Raw genomic sequence first — 16,960 nt, 5'->3', positions numbered from 1 at the left:
GCTGATGCCAATGATCACTCTAGACTCAAATAAGCTCCCCGCAGAACAACTTGCAGTCAGAACAATAACCACAGAGATCGCAGTCGTGGAAAACATCAAACGTTTCAACAGCTTCGCTGAGTTTTACCCGTACTACCTCAGCGAGCACAGCAACAGTACTTGCCGACGATTGCACTTTATCGGCACGACGCTGGTTATCTTCATTCTGGCCCTGAGCATCGGCAAAGGCGCCTGGCTAGGGTTGCTGGCGCTTCCGGTGGCGGGTTACAGCTTCGCCTGGGTCGGGCATTTCTTCTTTGAAAAGAACCGTCCTGCGACCTTTCAACACCCGCTTTACAGCCTGCTGGGCGATTTCGTCATGTACCGCGACATGATTCTGGGCCGCGTGCCGTTCTAGGCCCGATTGGCCAGCGATGCGTCCCGCGCGGCCAGTGCGCCAACGGTTACAGGTCCTACACTGAAAAAATCCCTTTCGACAAGACAAGAGGATGGCCGATGAATGCCAACGCCCGTTTCACCCACATGCAGGATGGCACACAGGAAGACTGGGCGATCATCGCCGCCGACTTCAGTGCCTACGCGAGGCAATTGCCGGCACGGATTGTGGCGCACCTGAAATTACTGGAGGGTGATTTTGGCGGCTTCCCGGTGGATCGGCTGACCCACTCCCTGCAAACCGCCAGCCGAGCCTGGCGCGATGGTCGCGATGAGGAATATGTGGTGTGCGCGCTGCTGCATGACATCGGCGACACCTTGGGTTCCTACAACCACCCGGACATCGCCGCGGCGATCCTCAAGCCGTTCGTCAGCGCCGAGAATCTGTGGATGGTGGAGAAACACGGGATTTTTCAGGGCTACTACTTCTTCCATCACCTGGGAATGGATCGGCACTTGCGCGAGCAATTCAGCGGGCATCCGCAGTATCAGGCGACCATTGAATTCTGCGCCAAATACGATGCGGCGGCGTTTGATCCGGCTTACGAGACATTACCGCTGAGCTTCTTCGAGCCGATGATGGAGCGGTTGTTTGCGCATCCGAAGAACTCGATCTACAAGGCGGCGATGGAGGAACACGCGCCGGCCTGAGGCGGGTCAAGGGGACCGCTTCGCGGTCCATCGCGAGCAGGCTCGCTCCCACAGGGGGAATGCATTCCAAATGTGGGAGCGAGCCTGCTCGCGAAGGGACCCGACCAGGCACTGCATTTCTATGCCGGTTCCGGGACTTTCAACGCTTTCAACTCCGCCTCCCGCGCCTGGGCATCCGCCAGCCGGTACAGCTCAATCGAACCGTCCCAGTGCTCGATCAGCGCCGTGCACGATTCCACCCAATCCCCGCAATTGAGGTAATCCACCTCACCCACCTTGCGAATCTCGGCATGGTGAATGTGCCCGCAGACCACGCCGTGCAATTCGCGTTTGACGCATTCGTGGGCGATGGCTTCTTCGAAGTCGCTGATGAAGCTGACGGCGGTTTTCACCTTGTGCTTGAGGTACGCCGACAGCGACCAGTAACCGTAGCCGTAACGGGCACGCCAGTGGTTGAGCCAGCGGTTGAGGGTCAGGGTGAATTCGTAGGCCGAGTCGCCGAGGAAAGCCAGCCAGCGGTGATAGCGGGTGATCACGTCGAACTGGTCGCCGTGGATCACCAGTAAATGACGGCCATCGGCGGTCACGTGGATCGCCTCGTCCACCAGTTGAATGTTGCCCAGGATCAGCTTCGAATAACGACGGAGGAATTCGTCGTGATTGCCGGTGACGTAGATCACTTCGGTGCCGCGCTTGCTCATGGTCAACAGGCGACGGATCACGTTGGTGTGCGCCTGGGGCCAGTACATGCCGCAGCGCAGTTTCCAGCCGTCGATGATGTCGCCGACCAGGTAGATCTTGTCCGCGTGGTAGCCCTTGAGAAACTGCGACAAGTGCTCGGCCTGGCAATCCCGGGTGCCCAGGTGCACATCGGAAATCCACAAGGTCCGCACACGTTGCTTACGACTGGGTTTGGCGAGCTCGGCGCTGGTCATGGGCAACCCTCTGCGATAGTTTTTGCAAGCTTGCGCCGGTCGGGTTAATTGCCCATGACAGTCGCAAGTCAGTCCTGTGACAACGCGCCCGGACGACCTCGGTGTAGACTGAGGCCTTATTCGGGAGACCTGCGATGAGACCGATCCTCACGCTTCGCCAATACACGGAAGACCTGATCGTCCACAGCCACGACCACGCGCAACTGGTGTTCGGCCTGTCGGGCGCGCTGGATTTCGAGGTCGACGGGCGTGGCAGCCAGGTGGTTCAACAGAGCTTCGTGGTGGTCCCGTCCGGTTTCCATCACGCCTGCGGCAGCGCCAATGGCAGCCGCTGCCTGGTGCTCGATGTGCCGAGCGATCAGTGGATTGCCCAGTCCCTTGGCGAACACGCCGATGCCAGCCGTCGCCTGCTCGACACCGCCGGGCGCCTGCCGCTGGATGCCGGGCAAAGCCAGTTGGTCAGCTGGCTGGCGGGCAGTCCGGTCAGCGATCCCGTGATTGCGCAGCAAGGCGCGGTGCTGTTGCTGGCCAGCCTCAATAACGCGAGGCCCGACGTGACCGGCGGCAAGCGCCTGCCCTACGCCGCGTTGAACGCCCACATCGATCAATATGCGGCCTATCCGCTGCAAGTCGCCGATCTGGCGCGCATCGCCGGCCTTTCCAGCGCTCGCCTGCATGCACGGTTTGTCGCTGAATGCGGACAGACGCCGATGGACTACATTCGCAGTCGCCGCTTGCACATGGCCGTGAGCCTGTTACGGGATTCAGCCCTGCCCATGGGCGAGATTGCCAGCCGCGTTGGCTACAGCTCGCAAAGCGCGTTTTCAGCGGCGGTGCTTCGCGAGTTTGGGGTCTCGCCCGGAAAATTGCGGCGCGAGGCTGGCGACAAATCGCAATAGTCTGCCGACAGACATAAAGGGCGACGGCGCGATTAAATGGAACCAAGCCTGCGTTCGTCTCTGACCTGGCGCATTTTTCATCAAGGATCGCAATGACTCCCCGTACCGCCCTCGGCGCCTTGCATATCGGCGCACTGATGTTTGGCCTGACCGGCGTGTTCGGCAAACTCGCCGCCACCTCCCCCGCCGTCATCGTTTTCGGTCGTGCCGCCTTTGCCGTGCTGGCCCTGGCCGTGTTCGCACGATTCGCCAGCCAGACGCGCTGGCAGAAACTGCAGGCCGTGGACTGGCGTCGCCTGCTGCTCAGCGGTCTGCTGCTGGCTGGGCACTGGGTGAGTTTTTTCATTGCAGTGAAAGTCGCGGGCGTCGCCATTGCGACCCTGGGTTTTGCCAGTTTCCCGGCCTTTACCGTGATCCTCGAAGGCCTGATTTTTCGTGAGCGGATTCGCGCCAACGAGATTCTGCTGGTGGTGCTGGTGAGCGTCGGCCTGGTGCTGGTCACGCCGGATTTCGACCTGGCCAGCGGCGCCACCACCGGCCTGCTGTGGGCGGTGGGTTCCGGCTTGCTGTTCGCCCTGTTGTCCCTGACCAACCGCGCCAGCTCCGGAAGAATACCGCCGGTACAGGCGGCGCTGTGCCAGAACGTGGTGGTTGCGTTGTGCCTGCTGCCGGTGGCAGCGCCGCAGTTGAGCGAAGTCCGCGCCATCGACTGGCTGTGGATCGGACTGCTCGGGGTGTTCTGCACCGGCGTCGCTCACAGCCTGTTCGTCGCCAGCCTCGCGGTGATCAAGGCGCGAACCGCCGCCGTGGTGTTCGCCCTGGAGCCGGTCTACGGCATCACGGTGGCGTGGCTGCTGTTCGATGAGAACCCGACGCTGCGCATGTTGATCGGCGGTGCCTTGATCATCGTGGCGATTGTGGTGTCCAGCCGGCTCTCGGGCGGCTCAAGCAAGAAAACCGTGGCCGCCGAAGCCGCGTCTCACTGAGTACGGTCGTTGTGCCCGAGGTCGCGGTCCGGATCGATCTGGTCGCGGACTCGCTGCTTGAGCACCTTGGCCTCCGGGAAACCGCCGTCCGCCTTGCGCTCCCAGATCTGGACGTCGTTGCAGAAAATGTGAAACACGCCACCTGTGCCGGGCACCAGTGACACCTTGCCCAAATCGTCGCCAAAGGTACTGAGCAGTTCTTGCGCCAGCCAGGCTGCACGCAACAACCATTGGCATTGCGTGCAGTAGGTGATGACGATTTCCGGTTTATGCGCGGTCATGACGGGCGAAACTCCTGAGCCAGTGGGCGCCGCCATGATAAGGCTTCAGCGGATACCGGCCAACAACGTGCGCGCTGTCTGCTTGAGGGGTTCATCGCCTTCCTCGAGCAACTCATTGAGCAGCTCGATGGCGCTGTCCAGATCGCCGTCATCGATGCAGTTCTGGGCTTGCTCCAGTTTGCCGGCGTGGCTCGGCAGCACGGGTTCCAGGCTCAGGGGTTCGAGCTCCAGTGAGTGGCCGGCATCAGCGAATTCGTTGAGAAAGTCGTCGTCCAGAGACTGCGAATCAGGCTCGGCGATCCATTCCAGTTCAGGCTCGTCCAGCGTCGGCTCCTCCGGCATCTCGAACACATCAGGCAGCACGTGCAGGTTCGAAGTGAAGGCAGGTTCCACAGCCTTCACTGGTTTTTCCGCAGGTTTGGTATTTTCGAAGGGGCTGATCAGATCCCAGCTCGACGCCATCGACAGGTCATCCAGGTTCAACTGAAAGTCGTCAGCGGGCGGCTGTGCGGTAACCGTTGGAGCGGTGATCACGGGGGCGGCAGCCACTGGCACCACGGTGTTCAATTTCGGATAACGGGCGCGCATGTCCTGCAGTTGCTGCGAATCGAACCCGGCCTCCCGCAAGCGGGTTTCCTGCGCGTCATAGGCCGATGTGTCGCCCTGCTTGCCGAGGACTTCCAGCAATTGCACGGCCAGGTCCGTACGCTGCGGTTCCTTGGCCAAGGCATCGCGCAACAGGCCCGCGGCTTCGGCGAAGCGGCCATACGCCAGGTAGATGCCCACGCCTTCAAGCACGTCGCCTGTGGGTGTCTCGTCATGATGGTCGGGCGCCGGTTTCGGCTGCGACGTCCTTACCGCTGGTTCGACAGCCGGAGCAAGCACTGGCTCATGCCGCGATGGCTGAGCAGGTGAGTTTTCAGGTATCACCTGAATCTGCTGGCGTTGACGGCGAACAAACAGGGCCAGCAACAACAAGGCCACCAGCACGACCAATCCTATGATCAGAGGCCAATTGAATGTCTCGGGTTCGGGTGCGGCGACAGGTGCTGGCGTTGCAGCTTCCACGATCGCCGGGGGTGCTTGCTGAAGCTCCGCCAAGCGGGTTTCCAGTTCGGTGATCTGTTTTTTCTGGGCGGCAATCTGCTCGTCCTGGCCCTGAAGCTTCGTGTTCAGCTCATCGACGGTTTTTTGCAGTTGCTGGTTTTGCAGCACACTGGCCGCCAGTTGCTCGGCGGAAGGATCGATGACCGGTGCAGCGACGGGTTCTACTTTCGGGGCTGGTTTTTTCGCGACGGGCGCCGGTGCAGCGGCAGGTTTGACGCTCGGGAACGGTGAGTTCGGGGAACTGGCGGGCGGTTCGTCGGCAACCGGTACGATGCCCGGTGAACCCGGCGGATCGATCAGCACGGTGTACTCGCGCAGCACGCGCCCGTTGGGCTGATTGAGCTGCACCAGAAAATTCAGGAAGGGTTCATTGACGACTTTGTTGGAGCTGACGCGGATCAGGCTGCGGTTGCCCTTGAGGATCGGTGTGAACTTCAGGTCATTGAGAAAGAACACCCGCTCGACACCGGCACGACTGAACTCGTCCGCCGTGGCCAGGCTGACCGACAGATCACCCTCTTCGAGACCCGCCGCATCCTCCAGGGCAATATCGGCACGCAATGGCTGATTCAACGCCGAATGCAGGGTGATTTCCCCCAGGCCCAGCGCGGGCGCCATTGCCGAGTAAGTGACAACCCCGCCGACCAGAAGCAACCTGGCGCAACACCGCAGTACTACGTGCCAACTCTCAAGCATGAGCATCCCTTAGATAACCAGAACCAGCCGGTGCGCGTTCGCACATCCGGTACGAACACGATATTGCCTAGTAGTTCTTTATAGTCTGCCCAACGGGGTATCTCAAAAAGCTTACACCTGGTTATGCCTCAAGATTTTTCCAGGTTGGCCAGGATGTGCCCGTGAACCCGCATGCAGACTTTCAGATCCGCCTCGTCGACGCCCTCGAACAATTCGTGGCGCAGTTGCGTGGCAATGGTTTCGATTTGTTCGATCAGGGGACGGGCCGGAGCACAGAGGAGGATTTTTTTCGCCCGGCGGTCTTCCACCACCGCCTGCCGCTGGACGAGGCCCTGACTTTCCAGGCTGTCGAGCAGGCGTGCCAGGGTCGGCCCTTCGACGCCGACGCTTTGCGCCAGTTCTCGTTGGGTCGGCGCTTCTTCGAAACGCGCCAGGTGCAGCAGCACCAGCCAGCGCGCCTGGGACAAACCCAGGCCAGCCAGGCGGCGGTCCAGTTCGGCACGCCAGCCGCGCGACATCTGGGCCAGTTGCATGCCAAAGCGGTGTTGATCGGTTAACGGCATAAAACACTCATGGTTAGACTGAAATAGATAAAACTAATTATTAGTCAGCTAAGCATGACCCTCGGTTTGAGGCAAGGTTTGCTCTGTACTGAATCGTTACATCAATAGAACGTGTTCAGGATTTGAGCATCACATCTCGAATTCCGACTGCAGCGCAGCCCGTACGCAATACAGAACGCCCTCCGGCACGCGACCGGCGAACAGCTCGGCAATCTCCGCCACTGGCGGCAACTCGCCCTCGCCGTCGAGGAACGCATCCTGCACTTCACCCATCAAGTCTTCAGGCAGGTCCAGGGCCTGTTCCAGCGACAACTGCTGCTTGCCAATGGCTTCGGCGAGCATCGTGTAGACGTTCTTTTCCGAACACTGCAACTGACCGGCGATCTGCAACGGTGTCATGCCCGCCCGAGCGAGGGTGATCAGCTCGTGACGCACATCGGCCACCACTTTCGGCGCTTCGACCTGACCGCCGAGCACTTCGAGGAACGCCTCGCCGTAACGCTCCAGCTTGCGCGCGCCGACACCGCTGACCGTGGCCATTTCCGACAGCGAGGTCGGCTGGCTGCGGAGCATTTCCAGCAGTGTCGAGTCGGGGAAGATGACGTAAGGCGGCACACCGTGCTCTTCGGCCAGTTTGCGCCGCAAGGCACGCAACGCTTCCCACTGTTCGCGCTCTTCGCCACGCACCAGTTGGCTCGCCTGACTCTTGCTGCTTTTCGCCGTGGTCTGCGGCTTGAGGTCGCGACGCAGCTCCAGGGTCACTTCGCCCTTGAGCAGCGGTCGGCAGGTGTCGCTCAGACGCAGGCCGCCGTAGCCCTCCAGGTCGATGTCGGCCAGGCCGCGCGCCACCAACTGGCGGAACAGGGAGCGCCATTCGCTCTCCCCCATCGCCTTGCCCACGCCGTAAACCGACAGATGTTGATGGCCAAAGCTGCGGATTTTTTCGTTGTCCTTGCCCAGCAACACGTCCACCAGATGGCCGACGCCGTAGCGCTGGCCGGTGCGGTAGATCGCCGAGAGCGCCTGGCGCGCCGGTTCGGTGGCGTCCCAGGTCTGCACGCCGTCGACGCAGTTGTCGCAGTGGCCGCACGGCTCGGGCATGTCTTCGTCGAAGTAGGCCAGCAGGGTTTGACGACGGCAGCGGGTTTCTTCGCAGAGCGAGAGCATGGCGTCGAGCTTATGATGTTCCAGACGCTTGTGGCGCTCGTCGCCTTCGGAGTTCTGCAGCATTTGCTTGAGCATCACCACGTCTTGCAGGCCGTAGGCCATCCAGGCATCTGCCGGCAGGCCGTCACGACCGCCGCGACCGGTTTCCTGGTAATAAGCCTCAAGGGATTTCGGCAGATCGAGGTGGGCAACGAAGCGTACGTTAGGTTTGTCGATGCCCATGCCGAACGCCACGGTGGCGACCATGATCAGGCCTTCCTCGTTGAGGAAGCGCTTCTGGTGCAGCGCGCGTGTTTCGTTGGGCAGGCCGGCGTGGTACGGCAGCGCCGGGAAGCCCTGCTCGCTGAGGAACACCGCAACCTCATCGACCTTTTTGCGCGACAGGCAGTAGACGATGCCGGCATCGCTGCGCCGCTCGGCAAGGAACGCCAGCAACTGCTTGCGCGGCTGCTCCTTGGGCACGATGCGATAGAAAATATTCGGCCGGTCGAAACTCGACAGGAAGCGCTCGGCGTCCTGGAGGTGCAGGCGATCGACGATTTCTTCCCGGGTGCGCTTGTCGGCGGTCGCGGTGAGGGCGATGCGCGGGACATTGGGAAACAATTCCGCCAACTGTCCCAGTTGCAGGTATTCGCGGCGAAAGTCGTGGCCCCATTGCGATACGCAATGCGCTTCGTCGATGGCGAAAAGGGCAATTTCCAGGCTTTGCAGGAAGGCCAGCATGCGCGGCTGGACCAGACGCTCGGGCGCCAGGTAGAGCATTTTCACTTCACCGCGCTTGATCCGCGCGGCCAGGTCGCGTTGCTGCTCGGCGCTCAGCGTGGAGTTCAATGCGGCGGCGGCGACGCCCAGTTCTTCGAGTGTCGCCACTTGATCGTCCATCAGCGCGATCAGCGGCGACACCACCACCGCCAGGCCGTTGCGCAGCAGCGCCGGCACCTGGAAGCACAAGGATTTGCCGCCACCGGTAGGCATCAGCACCAGGGCGTCACCGCCGCTGGCCACGCGCTCAATGATTGCACCCTGGCGACCACGGAAACTGTCGTAGCCGAAGATGTCCTTGAGGACGCGTTGAGCCTGTTCGAGCATAAAAACTCCAAAAATCACCGAAACATCCCTGCAAGGCTGGTTCAGGATCCGCAAGGCTGCACCGACTAATCGTAAGTGCGCGTTGCATGACGCTTCACATTTCAGCCGCGACGCCAGCAGGGCATCACAAAACGCGGGAGTATACCCGAGGGCTTCCTTGCAAAGGGCGCCGCTGAGAAGAGGAACGCAAGGCGACGGCTTTTTGGAGACTTCATGTTGCACAGTGATCAGGGGGTTGGGTTGGGTACATATCCATTGTTGTGGTGATGGCTGATATTGGTTTCGCCCTTACGGCGAGTTACTTGGAAAAGCGCCAAGTAACCAAGCGCTTTTGCCCCTGTCGTTCGGTGCCTCGCCTAGGCTCGGCATTCCCTCGCTCCGGTCCTGCTCCGTGGGCCCGCCGCCATCGGCCATCCATGGCCGGGGGCGGCTAACCCGGCATCCATGCCGGGTTGCCCACTGCGCAGAACCTCCACTCGGCCTCTCGAGGGGGCGACCACCGCCACAGCCGTCGAGGCGGCCTGATAGCCGACCTGGCTCTCTGTTCGACCGCGTTCCCCCTGTGGGAGCGAGCCTGCTCGCGATGGACGTCAACGATGACGCGGGTTGTCTGGATAAACGCGGTGTCTGGGCGTTTTTCGCGAGCAGGCTCGCTCCTACAGGGGATTGGCGTATGGCTTTTGACTTTCACCACTCATTAGGCCGAGTGGAGGTTCTGCGCAGTGGGCACCGCGGCAAGGATGCCGCGGTAGCCGCCCCCGGCCATGGATGGCCGATGGCGGCGGGCCCACGAAGCAGGACCGGAGCGAGCCACCGAACGAAAGGGGCAAGAGCCCTTGGTTACTTGGGGCTCTTCCAAGTAACTCGCCGTAAGGGTGAAACCAATAGCGGCCACTACCGCAGGAATGGATATGTACACCCTGAAAAAATCCGTAGCCTGACACGCAGCCATCGCGAGCAGGCTCACTCCTACAAGGATTGCGGTGCTCCGCGTGCAAATATCCCGCGCGGCTGGCCTGCGTGCTCAAGAAGGCCTAGAATTCCCGCATCCGTTTAATTCCCAAGGTAGCCCTTTAATGTCCTTCGCTGAGCAACTAACCCGCCTGCAAGTCTTCCTCGACGCCGATGAACTGCATGACGAGGCGCTGGACTACGTGGCCGCCCACGGCTACCTCACCGCGCTGTCGATCTGTTCCGAACAGGTTCCCGACCGTGAATGGATCGACGCCCTATTCGCCGAAGAGCCGCATTACGCCGACGACACCGAGCGTGAAGCAATCGAATCCACCCTGCTCGCCCTCAAGGCGCACATCGCACGCCAACTGGCGTCCGACGAAGAGTTCGAGCTGCCGTGCGAACTGGACCTGGGCGACGACCCGGACGATTCCGACCTGCGCGGCTGGTGCATCGGTTTCATGGAAGGCGTGTTCCTGCGCGAAGCGGCCTGGTTCGAAACCGCCGAAGACGAAGTCAGCGAAATGCTGCTGCCGATCATGGTCGGTTCCGGCCTGTTCGACGAGCAGCCCGAGTTCTCCGACATCGCCGCCGACGCCAACCTGATGGACGACATGATCGTACAGATCCCGGAAGCCCTGACCGCGCTGTACCTGCTGTGCAACGCGCCAGACGAAAAACCGGCGATCCTCAAGCCACGTCACCACTAAGGTTCAGCCTATGGACAACCCCATAGGCCACCGCTCCCTGATGTTGCGCTACGTGCTGCTGGCCATCGGCTGGCTGAGCGTAGCGTTGGGGGTGATCGGGATTTTCCTGCCGGTGTTGCCCACCACGCCTTTCCTGCTGTTGGCGGCCGCCTGCTTCGCCCGCAGCTCTCCGCGTTTTTACAACTGGCTGGTGGAGCATCCACGCTTGGGTCCGTGGATTCGCGACTATCTCGACGGCAACGGCATTCCGCTCAAGGCCAAGGTCTACGCCATTGGCTTGATGTGGGTGAGCATACTGTTTTCCTGCTACCTGGTGCCCTTGCCGTGGGCACGCGGTTTTATGCTGACCAGTGCGGTGCTGGTGACGGTGTACATTCTTCGGCAGAAGACCTTGCGAGAACCCTGAGCTTCCCGATGTTTTTATTAGCACATAGGTCTGATTTCAACATCCGTCAGCACTACCCCTTTCATCGGAAACATACTCAAACCTGTTATTTCTGACAGTAGCCAACTCGTAAGTTCGAGGCCTTAAATTACTCCGTCCCCTTGATCAACCGGAGTACTGACCATGACCGATTTCCCCTCGAACACTTCATCGAATGCGCCGAACGAAATGGTTGAAGACAGCCTCTTGTTAGAAGTCAGCAAAATCGTCGATGATGATGGCGTTTCCATCGTAAACAAAACTACCTACAAAACGGTTATCAGAGTTTCCGGCATCAATGCTGTACCGAGAAACAAAGTTTCGATCATGAACCTACATGAAAAACTGGGCGAAGCAGACACCGACGATGTAGGCGCATTTGAAAGCCAGTTGCTCAATTTGAAGAACTTCGATTGCCACAACGTGCGCGCCAAAGGCCATTGGCTACCCACTACGGAGTCACTGCCCAAACGTTTTACCGCGGCTACCCTAACGCCGATCATTCGCACAGTTTTCAACGAAGGGGTACCGGTTGAGGATAAAGAAACCATCGTTGCTACGGAAGTTACCCTGCACTGCGATGCACTCCCGAACCAGCCTGCGGAAGCGTTTAATGAAGATGTTTTACTTAAAATGGAACCAGCCACCGCCTGCGGGAAGTGTGTTTTTAGACTGGAAGTGGAAGAAGGTTCCTACAACATCACGGTGAAGACGAACAATGGCAAGGTATCGACTCCTTTCAATTTTACCGTGGTGGCGCAAGGTGTTGAGCCGGTAACCCTCAAACAGGTCACCGATAGCAACGGAACTCCTATCGCTGACGGTGCCACGACACCTGACAAAAACGGGTTTGTAGAAGGAACGTGTGAACCAGGGAAGGAAGCTGAAGTATTCGTCAACGGTGTATTGTCGGGTAAACCGACTGTGGACCCAGTAACCGGTGTCTTCAAGTTCCCGATAGGCCCGCTGGACGACGGCGACAATATCATTACCGTCATTGGGAACTACTTCGGTGGCGGTACCGCAGGGCCGCATACGATTAAAGTGGAAACGGCCACCACCGCACCAACAGACACCCGTATTTATGATGCCGATGGGCGCCCAATTAATAACGGAGGAGATATAAACAAGAACTGGTTTATTGCCAGAGGCCTCCATACGCCGGATAGTGCGGTCAAAATCAAGGTCAACGATGTTATCCAACCCGTTCCAGAGGGCACCAACGCTGAGGGTAAATGGGTCTATTTCCAAAGCGACCTGATAGTCGGGAGCACCTATAAAGTTAGTGCCCTGACATTAGATGAAAAGGCCGAATCCAATTCCTGGAGTGTCGTGGCGCGGGCCCCCACCTGAGGTTAGAAAAACCTGCAGTAAGCAGAACGAAAAAAACCGCTAATAGCGGTTTTTTTTCGTCCCTCACATTCAAAACTGATAGTTCAAACCAAAGGTCGCAGCCACAGGCTGTTCGATATTTTTACCCTTGGCATAGTCGACACCGATATCAAGATGCAGCTTCTCGGACAACGAAACCGTTACCCCGGCACCGGCTTCAAAACCGGTGCCCGCAAGGTTGTTATTGATCGAGTTTCCGTTTACCCGCACGTTGTTATCGTTCGATGCAAATTCATGGACCATCGCCACTCGCCCGTATGGACGAACCTGAGCATCCCCCAGGTTGATGCTTCGACCGGCCATGACGCCCAGCTTCGTCCGCAACGAATGCACGTCGTCACCTTCAGCTTCCATGCCGTTGTCCAGCCGATAGCTCTTGCCCTGAATCACTGCCGCGGATACCTGGGCAGAAGGTTTGGCAAACCAGCCATCCCCAAGATCGATATTGCGGCCACCTTCTACAATCGCACTCACGGCCGAGTTGTTGTAATCGCCTTCGGCACGCTTGCCATCACTCATCCTGACGCTGGATTCATTGCGGAAATGGTTGAACTTCAGAGCGCCGTCAACGTAGTAGCCATTGTCCCGATTCAGCAAGCCAAAATAGGGACCGAAGTAGTAGCTGCTGACTGTGCCCGAGGTGCCGCCAATGAGATCCAGATTGGACTTGCTGTAACCCGCCAGCATACCGACTGTCCAGGAACTGTCGTCCAGCCGGGTGTCGCCACCCATGGTGAAACCCTGCTGCTGTTGCTGATAACCCACGCCCGATGAACCGTCGGCAACCTTCCACTTGTTGCCATACGACCGTACCCAGAGGCCATGGCGCTTGTCGTCCGACTGCAACTCGCCCATGCGGTTTTCCAGCGATTTCAACTCGCCATATGACACAGTAAGGGCGGTTTGAAACAAGGCTGCCACCGATTGCGCACCGGAAGTGAGTCGGGTGGTCGGGTTCAGGTAATACTCCGTATCACCGGTAGCATTGGTTCTTTTTTCTAGATCGTACTCAAATGTCCCCACATCGACCCGGCCTCCCAACAGTGCGAAATCCGCGTTGTTATTGCCAATTTGCACCAGCGTCAGTTGTTGAGGAGACGACGCGTCCTTGCCCGAAGCATTGACGGCTAATTCGTAGCTGCCGGTCGCGGCATCGGCTTTCAGCAAATCGCTTTCACCAGTCTGGAAATTGCCCTGCATGGCAATGACACCGTCGCCAGCAAGCGCACCCACTTCAAGTTGTCGATTGGCGCGCTGCGCACCCGGCGTACCGAAATTGACGAGGCCGCCATTCATCGACAAGTTGTCGATGCTGTCATTGTCGACCATGGTCAGGCTCGACTGGTTGAGCGTCAGGTTGCTGTTGTTCAAGCGCCCGGTGAACAAAGAGCCACTGTTCAAGGTGACATTGGCGGTAGAGCCATCCTCGCGCAGGATGTCACCGACCATCGAGGCCCCGTTGAACGAGAGGTCGACGGTGCTGTTCTCCAGGACTTGCACGTTGCCTTCCAGGGCACTGCCGACGACATTCATCGCCGCAGTGGAGGCGCCTTGTACCTTCAACAGAATCCCATTACCCGCCCGCAGGACACTGTTGTTCTGCACCTGGATGGTCGCGCCTTGAACACCGCCTTCCACCAGGATCGCCGGCCCGCTGCGTCCCTCTACGGTGGAGTTGTCCAGCAACAATGTATTGGTGCCCAGGCCATTGCCGTCATTGATCATTTGTACGCCAGCGCTGTCGCCGCTGATCAGCGTGCCGGCCAGTGCACGGACATCACCGCCACGACTCTTCAGTCCGACACTACCGGCATTAGTGCCTCGCAGTTCGCTGTTGGTCAGCGTCAATGTACTCAACCCCGTGACCAGCGCGCCGGTCTCACCACCCAGGAATCGGCTATCGGTAGCCTCGACCGTCGAGCCCTGCGTCGATGACGGTGGTCGAGCAACCCATAAAGCATCAGTATCCGCCGTCACGGTGGCCCGTTGAATAGTGGCCTGGCTATCAGACACCTGAATTCCGTAGAAGCCAGGATTGCCATTGACGGTAGCGCCATCGATGTTCAAGGTCGATCCGGTCCGGATGGTCAAGCTTTGGGTGGTTACCACCCCTGCATTGAGTACGCCGCCATCTTCCACCAAATAGTCGCTGACCGGGTCATTCGGATCGATTGTTAGGTTTTCGCCCGCGCCAACAATGATGGCCGCCATTGCCGACGGGCTTATTAACAAAAAGGCCGGCAACAGTGCCCACACTTTGAACGTGGCTGCGGCTGCAGGTTTATGTGAAATCAGGTTGTTGAAGCTCATGGGCTGTCCTTCCGTCTTCTTGTCTCCTGCAAGAAGCGGAGAACGTTGAGGGCCGCGGACGATACAGAGACTTCCTACAAAAAAATGTAGGATTAATCTCTGTGAGAGCGAGAAAAAACAGACGCGAAAAACTACAAACAACAACGCTGTATACCCGGTGACTGGCACCGGATATACAGCAAGCTAATAAGTTAACTTTTACCTTCTGGCGATCGATTTATACAGGGTCAATCGGTTTAGCCAGATCGCATGTCACCGTGCCGTTAAATGCACTTACCCGAATAATATCGCTATCTTTCTCGACAAATTCACTGTTGATAGTGGTCGAATAGCTCAACTGCCCGTAGGCATTGTGTGTAGCTAGCATATAGTCATAAGGCATATACCTTTCATAGCCGGAAAGCGCTTCTTGCGGAGACGGTGCATATGGTTCATCTTCCCATGAAGATCCCGGAATAGGAGTGCCAGGTGTATTAGCAGGATACCCTACGTACTTAATGACAACATCGTTGTTAGCCAGCCTTGAATCCGGAGGAATTTGAATAACCAGCACTACATCGCCATTGGACAGCTTTCTCAGTGAGTTGCAGTTCACACCTATCAACGGGTTATCATGAGCGTGTTTGAATCCGGCCGCAGCCAGGATGATTGGTTGCGTACTGACATCCGCAAAATCCACGCTAGATATCGCTTCATTATAATTCAAGTCATGACTAACAACGACTTGGAGTTGTGTAGTTTTATTATCTGGAATAGTCCCAAGAAAGGTCCAATCCATTGTAAACTCAGCGGGCACTTTTGGATCATCAGTGATGTCCGGCTCAAAGATCCCACCCGGCGGTGGCACTGCAATACCACCAATGTAAAATTGAGCCGAATCCCCTACTTTAAAATTAGCGTGATAGGGTAAATAACCTTTAACAACCCCACCATTTTGCTTATCGGCTGCCGTCAGCTGATTGGGTATGGTGGAAACCGGGCCCTTAATCCACGGGAGAAGCATACTTGTGTCCGGGGGATCAGGATTAAGAGGATCAAATGGTGCACACGGTTTTCGAGCATCCAACAAATAATTGGTGACGATAGGTTGAGACGGATAATAAAAGATGCCACGTTTAATTCTGTACCCTAGTTTCAGATCATTTCTGAAATGTCCCTTTTCAACAAGGGTAACACTATCGAGATTGTGCAAAATTGGAATGCCAGGAATAGGCTTTTCGGGCTGATCCTTTCCATCGATGTTGTAAACAATTTGATCCGATGAAGTATTTAAGTTTGGTATCTGAGATTCAAGACCAGCCCCCAGCTTATCAATCAACTCTTGGACTCCAATCACATCAACTGTCGAGTCTGGAATCTGGGGAACGTACAAGCGTTCCGTCACCTGAGGCTTAAGGTCTTTAAACACATACAATACTGTTTCTGCAGATGGCAAGGACGGAACACCCGGATAACTCCTGGCATCACAGAAAAGAATATACCTTCCATCAAAGTTGACAACGTGGCGACCTTCCAAAAAAAACTCGAGCGCCTGACCTAAATTTGACGCAGTTATCGTAATGCTTCCGATTTCCGTTTTTGTATTCTTATCACGACCGATATAGCATTTGATCACAGCCCCAAGTTTCTGATTCGACCAGGGTGCATACGTCAATTTAACAGTCTTACCACCAGCAAAGTCCGAGGGATCCAAACCTTCGGCAATGGCGGATGGCGGTGGCTCTACAGACTTGTCAAGTACGGGGGCGACTTTATCGACCTCATATTCGAACACCCCTACATCTGCAGGGTTGTCCTGGAGTTTAAAAGCCAAACTAATTTTACGCAATCCTTGTGTATCTTTACTGGTTAGCTGAAGGGTCATGGGAAAAGGAGGAAGTGGGTCAAGAGGCGTTACACCGTCAAATTTGGATGTCATGTCCGGGGAACCATCCACCGTCAATATCGATTCAACAACATTCGGTGGGCTATTGCTATCTTGACCATCAAAAACCGGATGCATGAATTGCAGTGTTTTATTAAAAAGACTAGCGGGAAGAAACTTGGGGCCGCCTGCTACCAAAGGATCTAAAAAAAGATTGGAGTCCGCTGGGTAGGGAGCATCCATATCTACAATGCGCAGACTGTTTCGATACTTTAAGTAATCCGCTCTTTTTTTTCTGGTATTAACAGGAAAACCTTGTTTGACAGACATTTTTCATACCCCTTTGATATTTAGCCTTATCGCCCTGACGCTCGGTTATTCAACGCCAGACAAAAAAGCACCGAGATTGAGCATTCATCTTGCGTAGATGAGTTTTTATCGATTACTTCACACATCACGAGTCTTGATTTAAAGGCACTCAGGAAGAACTGACTACT

Annotated in this window: 14 protein-coding genes; 7 read left to right on the top strand and 7 right to left on the bottom strand. The window is 57.3% G+C overall.

Annotated elements, in window-relative coordinates; genetic code table 11:
• Positions 1 to 85: 85 nt before the first annotated feature.
• Together ACF6ZU_RS20195 and ACF6ZU_RS20190 are read left to right on the top strand one after the other, a co-directional pair.
• Positions 86 to 397 (top strand): Mpo1-like protein, encoded by a 312-nt coding sequence (locus ACF6ZU_RS20195; protein WP_392886351.1) that lies wholly within the window; start codon positions 86 to 88, stop codon positions 395 to 397.
• A 98-nt stretch (positions 398 to 495) separates the two neighbouring features.
• Positions 496 to 1,086, top strand: coding sequence for an HD domain-containing protein (locus ACF6ZU_RS20190; RefSeq protein WP_392886349.1), 591 nt, complete (start codon positions 496 to 498; stop codon positions 1,084 to 1,086).
• Between the two features lie 119 nt (positions 1,087 to 1,205).
• On the opposite strand, the gene ACF6ZU_RS20185 is transcribed toward ACF6ZU_RS20190, so the two are convergent.
• On the bottom strand, positions 1,206 to 2,021 hold the full coding sequence (locus ACF6ZU_RS20185) for a UDP-2,3-diacylglucosamine diphosphatase (RefSeq protein ID WP_392886347.1): 816 nt from the start codon (positions 2,019 to 2,021) through the stop codon (positions 1,206 to 1,208).
• 134 nt (positions 2,022 to 2,155) lie between these two features.
• On the opposite strand from ACF6ZU_RS20185, the gene ACF6ZU_RS20180 reads away from it, so the two are divergent.
• Together ACF6ZU_RS20180 and ACF6ZU_RS20175 are read left to right on the top strand one after the other, a co-directional pair.
• Positions 2,156 to 2,920: an AraC family transcriptional regulator gene (locus tag ACF6ZU_RS20180; protein WP_392886345.1), complete on the top strand. Its 765-nt coding sequence runs from the start codon at positions 2,156 to 2,158 to the stop codon at positions 2,918 to 2,920.
• A gap of 92 nt (positions 2,921 to 3,012) precedes the next feature.
• Complete coding sequence (locus ACF6ZU_RS20175; protein WP_392886343.1) at positions 3,013 to 3,906, top strand: DMT family transporter; 894 nt, start codon at positions 3,013 to 3,015, stop codon at positions 3,904 to 3,906.
• Here the strand turns inward: ACF6ZU_RS20175 and ACF6ZU_RS20170 are convergent.
• From ACF6ZU_RS20170 to recQ, 4 genes are all read right to left on the bottom strand, one after another.
• Entirely contained in the window at positions 3,900 to 4,187 is a 288-nt protein-coding gene (locus ACF6ZU_RS20170; RefSeq protein ID WP_008030428.1) for a SelT/SelW/SelH family protein, read from the bottom strand. The two genes, ACF6ZU_RS20175 and ACF6ZU_RS20170, sit on opposite strands and share 7 nt — an antisense overlap.
• 45 nt (positions 4,188 to 4,232) lie before the next feature.
• A complete protein-coding gene (locus ACF6ZU_RS20165) occupies positions 4,233 to 5,990 on the bottom strand; it encodes a FimV/HubP family polar landmark protein (protein ID WP_392886341.1) in 1,758 nt (585 codons plus the stop codon).
• 128 nt (positions 5,991 to 6,118) lie between these two features.
• Positions 6,119 to 6,553 (bottom strand): MarR family transcriptional regulator, encoded by a 435-nt coding sequence (locus tag ACF6ZU_RS20160; RefSeq protein ID WP_017337122.1) that lies wholly within the window; start codon positions 6,551 to 6,553, stop codon positions 6,119 to 6,121.
• 129 nt (positions 6,554 to 6,682) lie between these two features.
• A complete protein-coding gene (recQ, locus tag ACF6ZU_RS20155; protein ID WP_392886339.1) occupies positions 6,683 to 8,809 on the bottom strand; it encodes a DNA helicase RecQ in 2,127 nt (708 codons plus the stop codon).
• A gap of 1,076 nt (positions 8,810 to 9,885) precedes the next feature.
• Between recQ and ACF6ZU_RS20150 the strand changes: the two genes are divergently transcribed.
• The 3 genes from ACF6ZU_RS20150 to ACF6ZU_RS20140 all read left to right on the top strand — a co-directional run bounded on the left by ACF6ZU_RS20150 (position 9,886) and on the right by ACF6ZU_RS20140 (position 12,250).
• Positions 9,886 to 10,473, top strand: coding sequence for a UPF0149 family protein (locus ACF6ZU_RS20150; RefSeq protein ID WP_368557619.1), 588 nt, complete (start codon positions 9,886 to 9,888; stop codon positions 10,471 to 10,473).
• Between the two features lie 10 nt (positions 10,474 to 10,483).
• Positions 10,484 to 10,879 carry a YbaN family protein gene (locus ACF6ZU_RS20145; RefSeq protein ID WP_392886337.1) on the top strand — a complete coding sequence of 132 codons (396 nt, stop codon included), beginning with the start codon at positions 10,484 to 10,486 and terminating at the stop codon, positions 10,877 to 10,879.
• A 162-nt stretch (positions 10,880 to 11,041) separates the two neighbouring features.
• A complete protein-coding gene (locus tag ACF6ZU_RS20140; RefSeq protein WP_392886336.1) occupies positions 11,042 to 12,250 on the top strand; it encodes a hypothetical protein in 1,209 nt (402 codons plus the stop codon).
• 69 nt (positions 12,251 to 12,319) lie between these two features.
• Here the strand turns inward: ACF6ZU_RS20140 and ACF6ZU_RS20135 are convergent, their stop codons facing one another.
• Positions 12,320 to 14,599, bottom strand: a complete 2,280-nt coding sequence (locus ACF6ZU_RS20135) for an autotransporter outer membrane beta-barrel domain-containing protein (RefSeq protein WP_392886335.1) — start codon at positions 14,597 to 14,599, stop codon at positions 12,320 to 12,322.
• A gap of 217 nt (positions 14,600 to 14,816) precedes the next feature.
• Positions 14,817 to 16,793, bottom strand: coding sequence for a hypothetical protein (locus ACF6ZU_RS20130; protein ID WP_392886333.1), 1,977 nt, complete (start codon positions 16,791 to 16,793; stop codon positions 14,817 to 14,819).
• Between the last annotated feature and the right edge of the window lie 167 nt (positions 16,794 to 16,960).

The sequence above is a fragment of the Pseudomonas migulae genome (assembly GCF_043225285.1).
Classification (GTDB): domain Bacteria; phylum Pseudomonadota; class Gammaproteobacteria; order Pseudomonadales; family Pseudomonadaceae; genus Aquipseudomonas; species Aquipseudomonas migulae_C.
This window is presented reverse-complemented; position numbering and strand designations above follow the sequence as displayed.

Excerpts from the sequence above, each read along its gene's own strand:
- ACF6ZU_RS20170 (WP_008030428.1), bottom strand. The coding sequence starts at position 4,187 with ATGACCGCGCATAAACCGGAAATCGTCATCACCTACTGCACGCAATGC.
- ACF6ZU_RS20135 (WP_392886335.1), bottom strand. The coding sequence starts at position 14,599 with ATGAGCTTCAACAACCTGATTTCACATAAACCTGCAGCCGCAGCCACG.
- recQ (WP_392886339.1), bottom strand. The coding sequence starts at position 8,809 with ATGCTCGAACAGGCTCAACGCGTCCTCAAGGACATCTTCGGCTACGAC.
- ACF6ZU_RS20175 (WP_392886343.1), top strand. The coding sequence starts at position 3,013 with ATGACTCCCCGTACCGCCCTCGGCGCCTTGCATATCGGCGCACTGATG.
- ACF6ZU_RS20140 (WP_392886336.1), top strand. The coding sequence starts at position 11,042 with ATGACCGATTTCCCCTCGAACACTTCATCGAATGCGCCGAACGAAATG.
- ACF6ZU_RS20180 (WP_392886345.1), top strand. The coding sequence starts at position 2,156 with ATGAGACCGATCCTCACGCTTCGCCAATACACGGAAGACCTGATCGTC.
- ACF6ZU_RS20165 (WP_392886341.1), bottom strand. The coding sequence starts at position 5,990 with ATGCTTGAGAGTTGGCACGTAGTACTGCGGTGTTGCGCCAGGTTGCTT.
- ACF6ZU_RS20190 (WP_392886349.1), top strand. The coding sequence starts at position 496 with ATGAATGCCAACGCCCGTTTCACCCACATGCAGGATGGCACACAGGAA.
- ACF6ZU_RS20185 (WP_392886347.1), bottom strand. The coding sequence starts at position 2,021 with ATGACCAGCGCCGAGCTCGCCAAACCCAGTCGTAAGCAACGTGTGCGG.
- ACF6ZU_RS20130 (WP_392886333.1), bottom strand. The coding sequence starts at position 16,793 with ATGTCTGTCAAACAAGGTTTTCCTGTTAATACCAGAAAAAAAAGAGCG.
- ACF6ZU_RS20145 (WP_392886337.1), top strand. The coding sequence starts at position 10,484 with ATGGACAACCCCATAGGCCACCGCTCCCTGATGTTGCGCTACGTGCTG.
- ACF6ZU_RS20150 (WP_368557619.1), top strand. The coding sequence starts at position 9,886 with ATGTCCTTCGCTGAGCAACTAACCCGCCTGCAAGTCTTCCTCGACGCC.
- ACF6ZU_RS20160 (WP_017337122.1), bottom strand. The coding sequence starts at position 6,553 with ATGCCGTTAACCGATCAACACCGCTTTGGCATGCAACTGGCCCAGATG.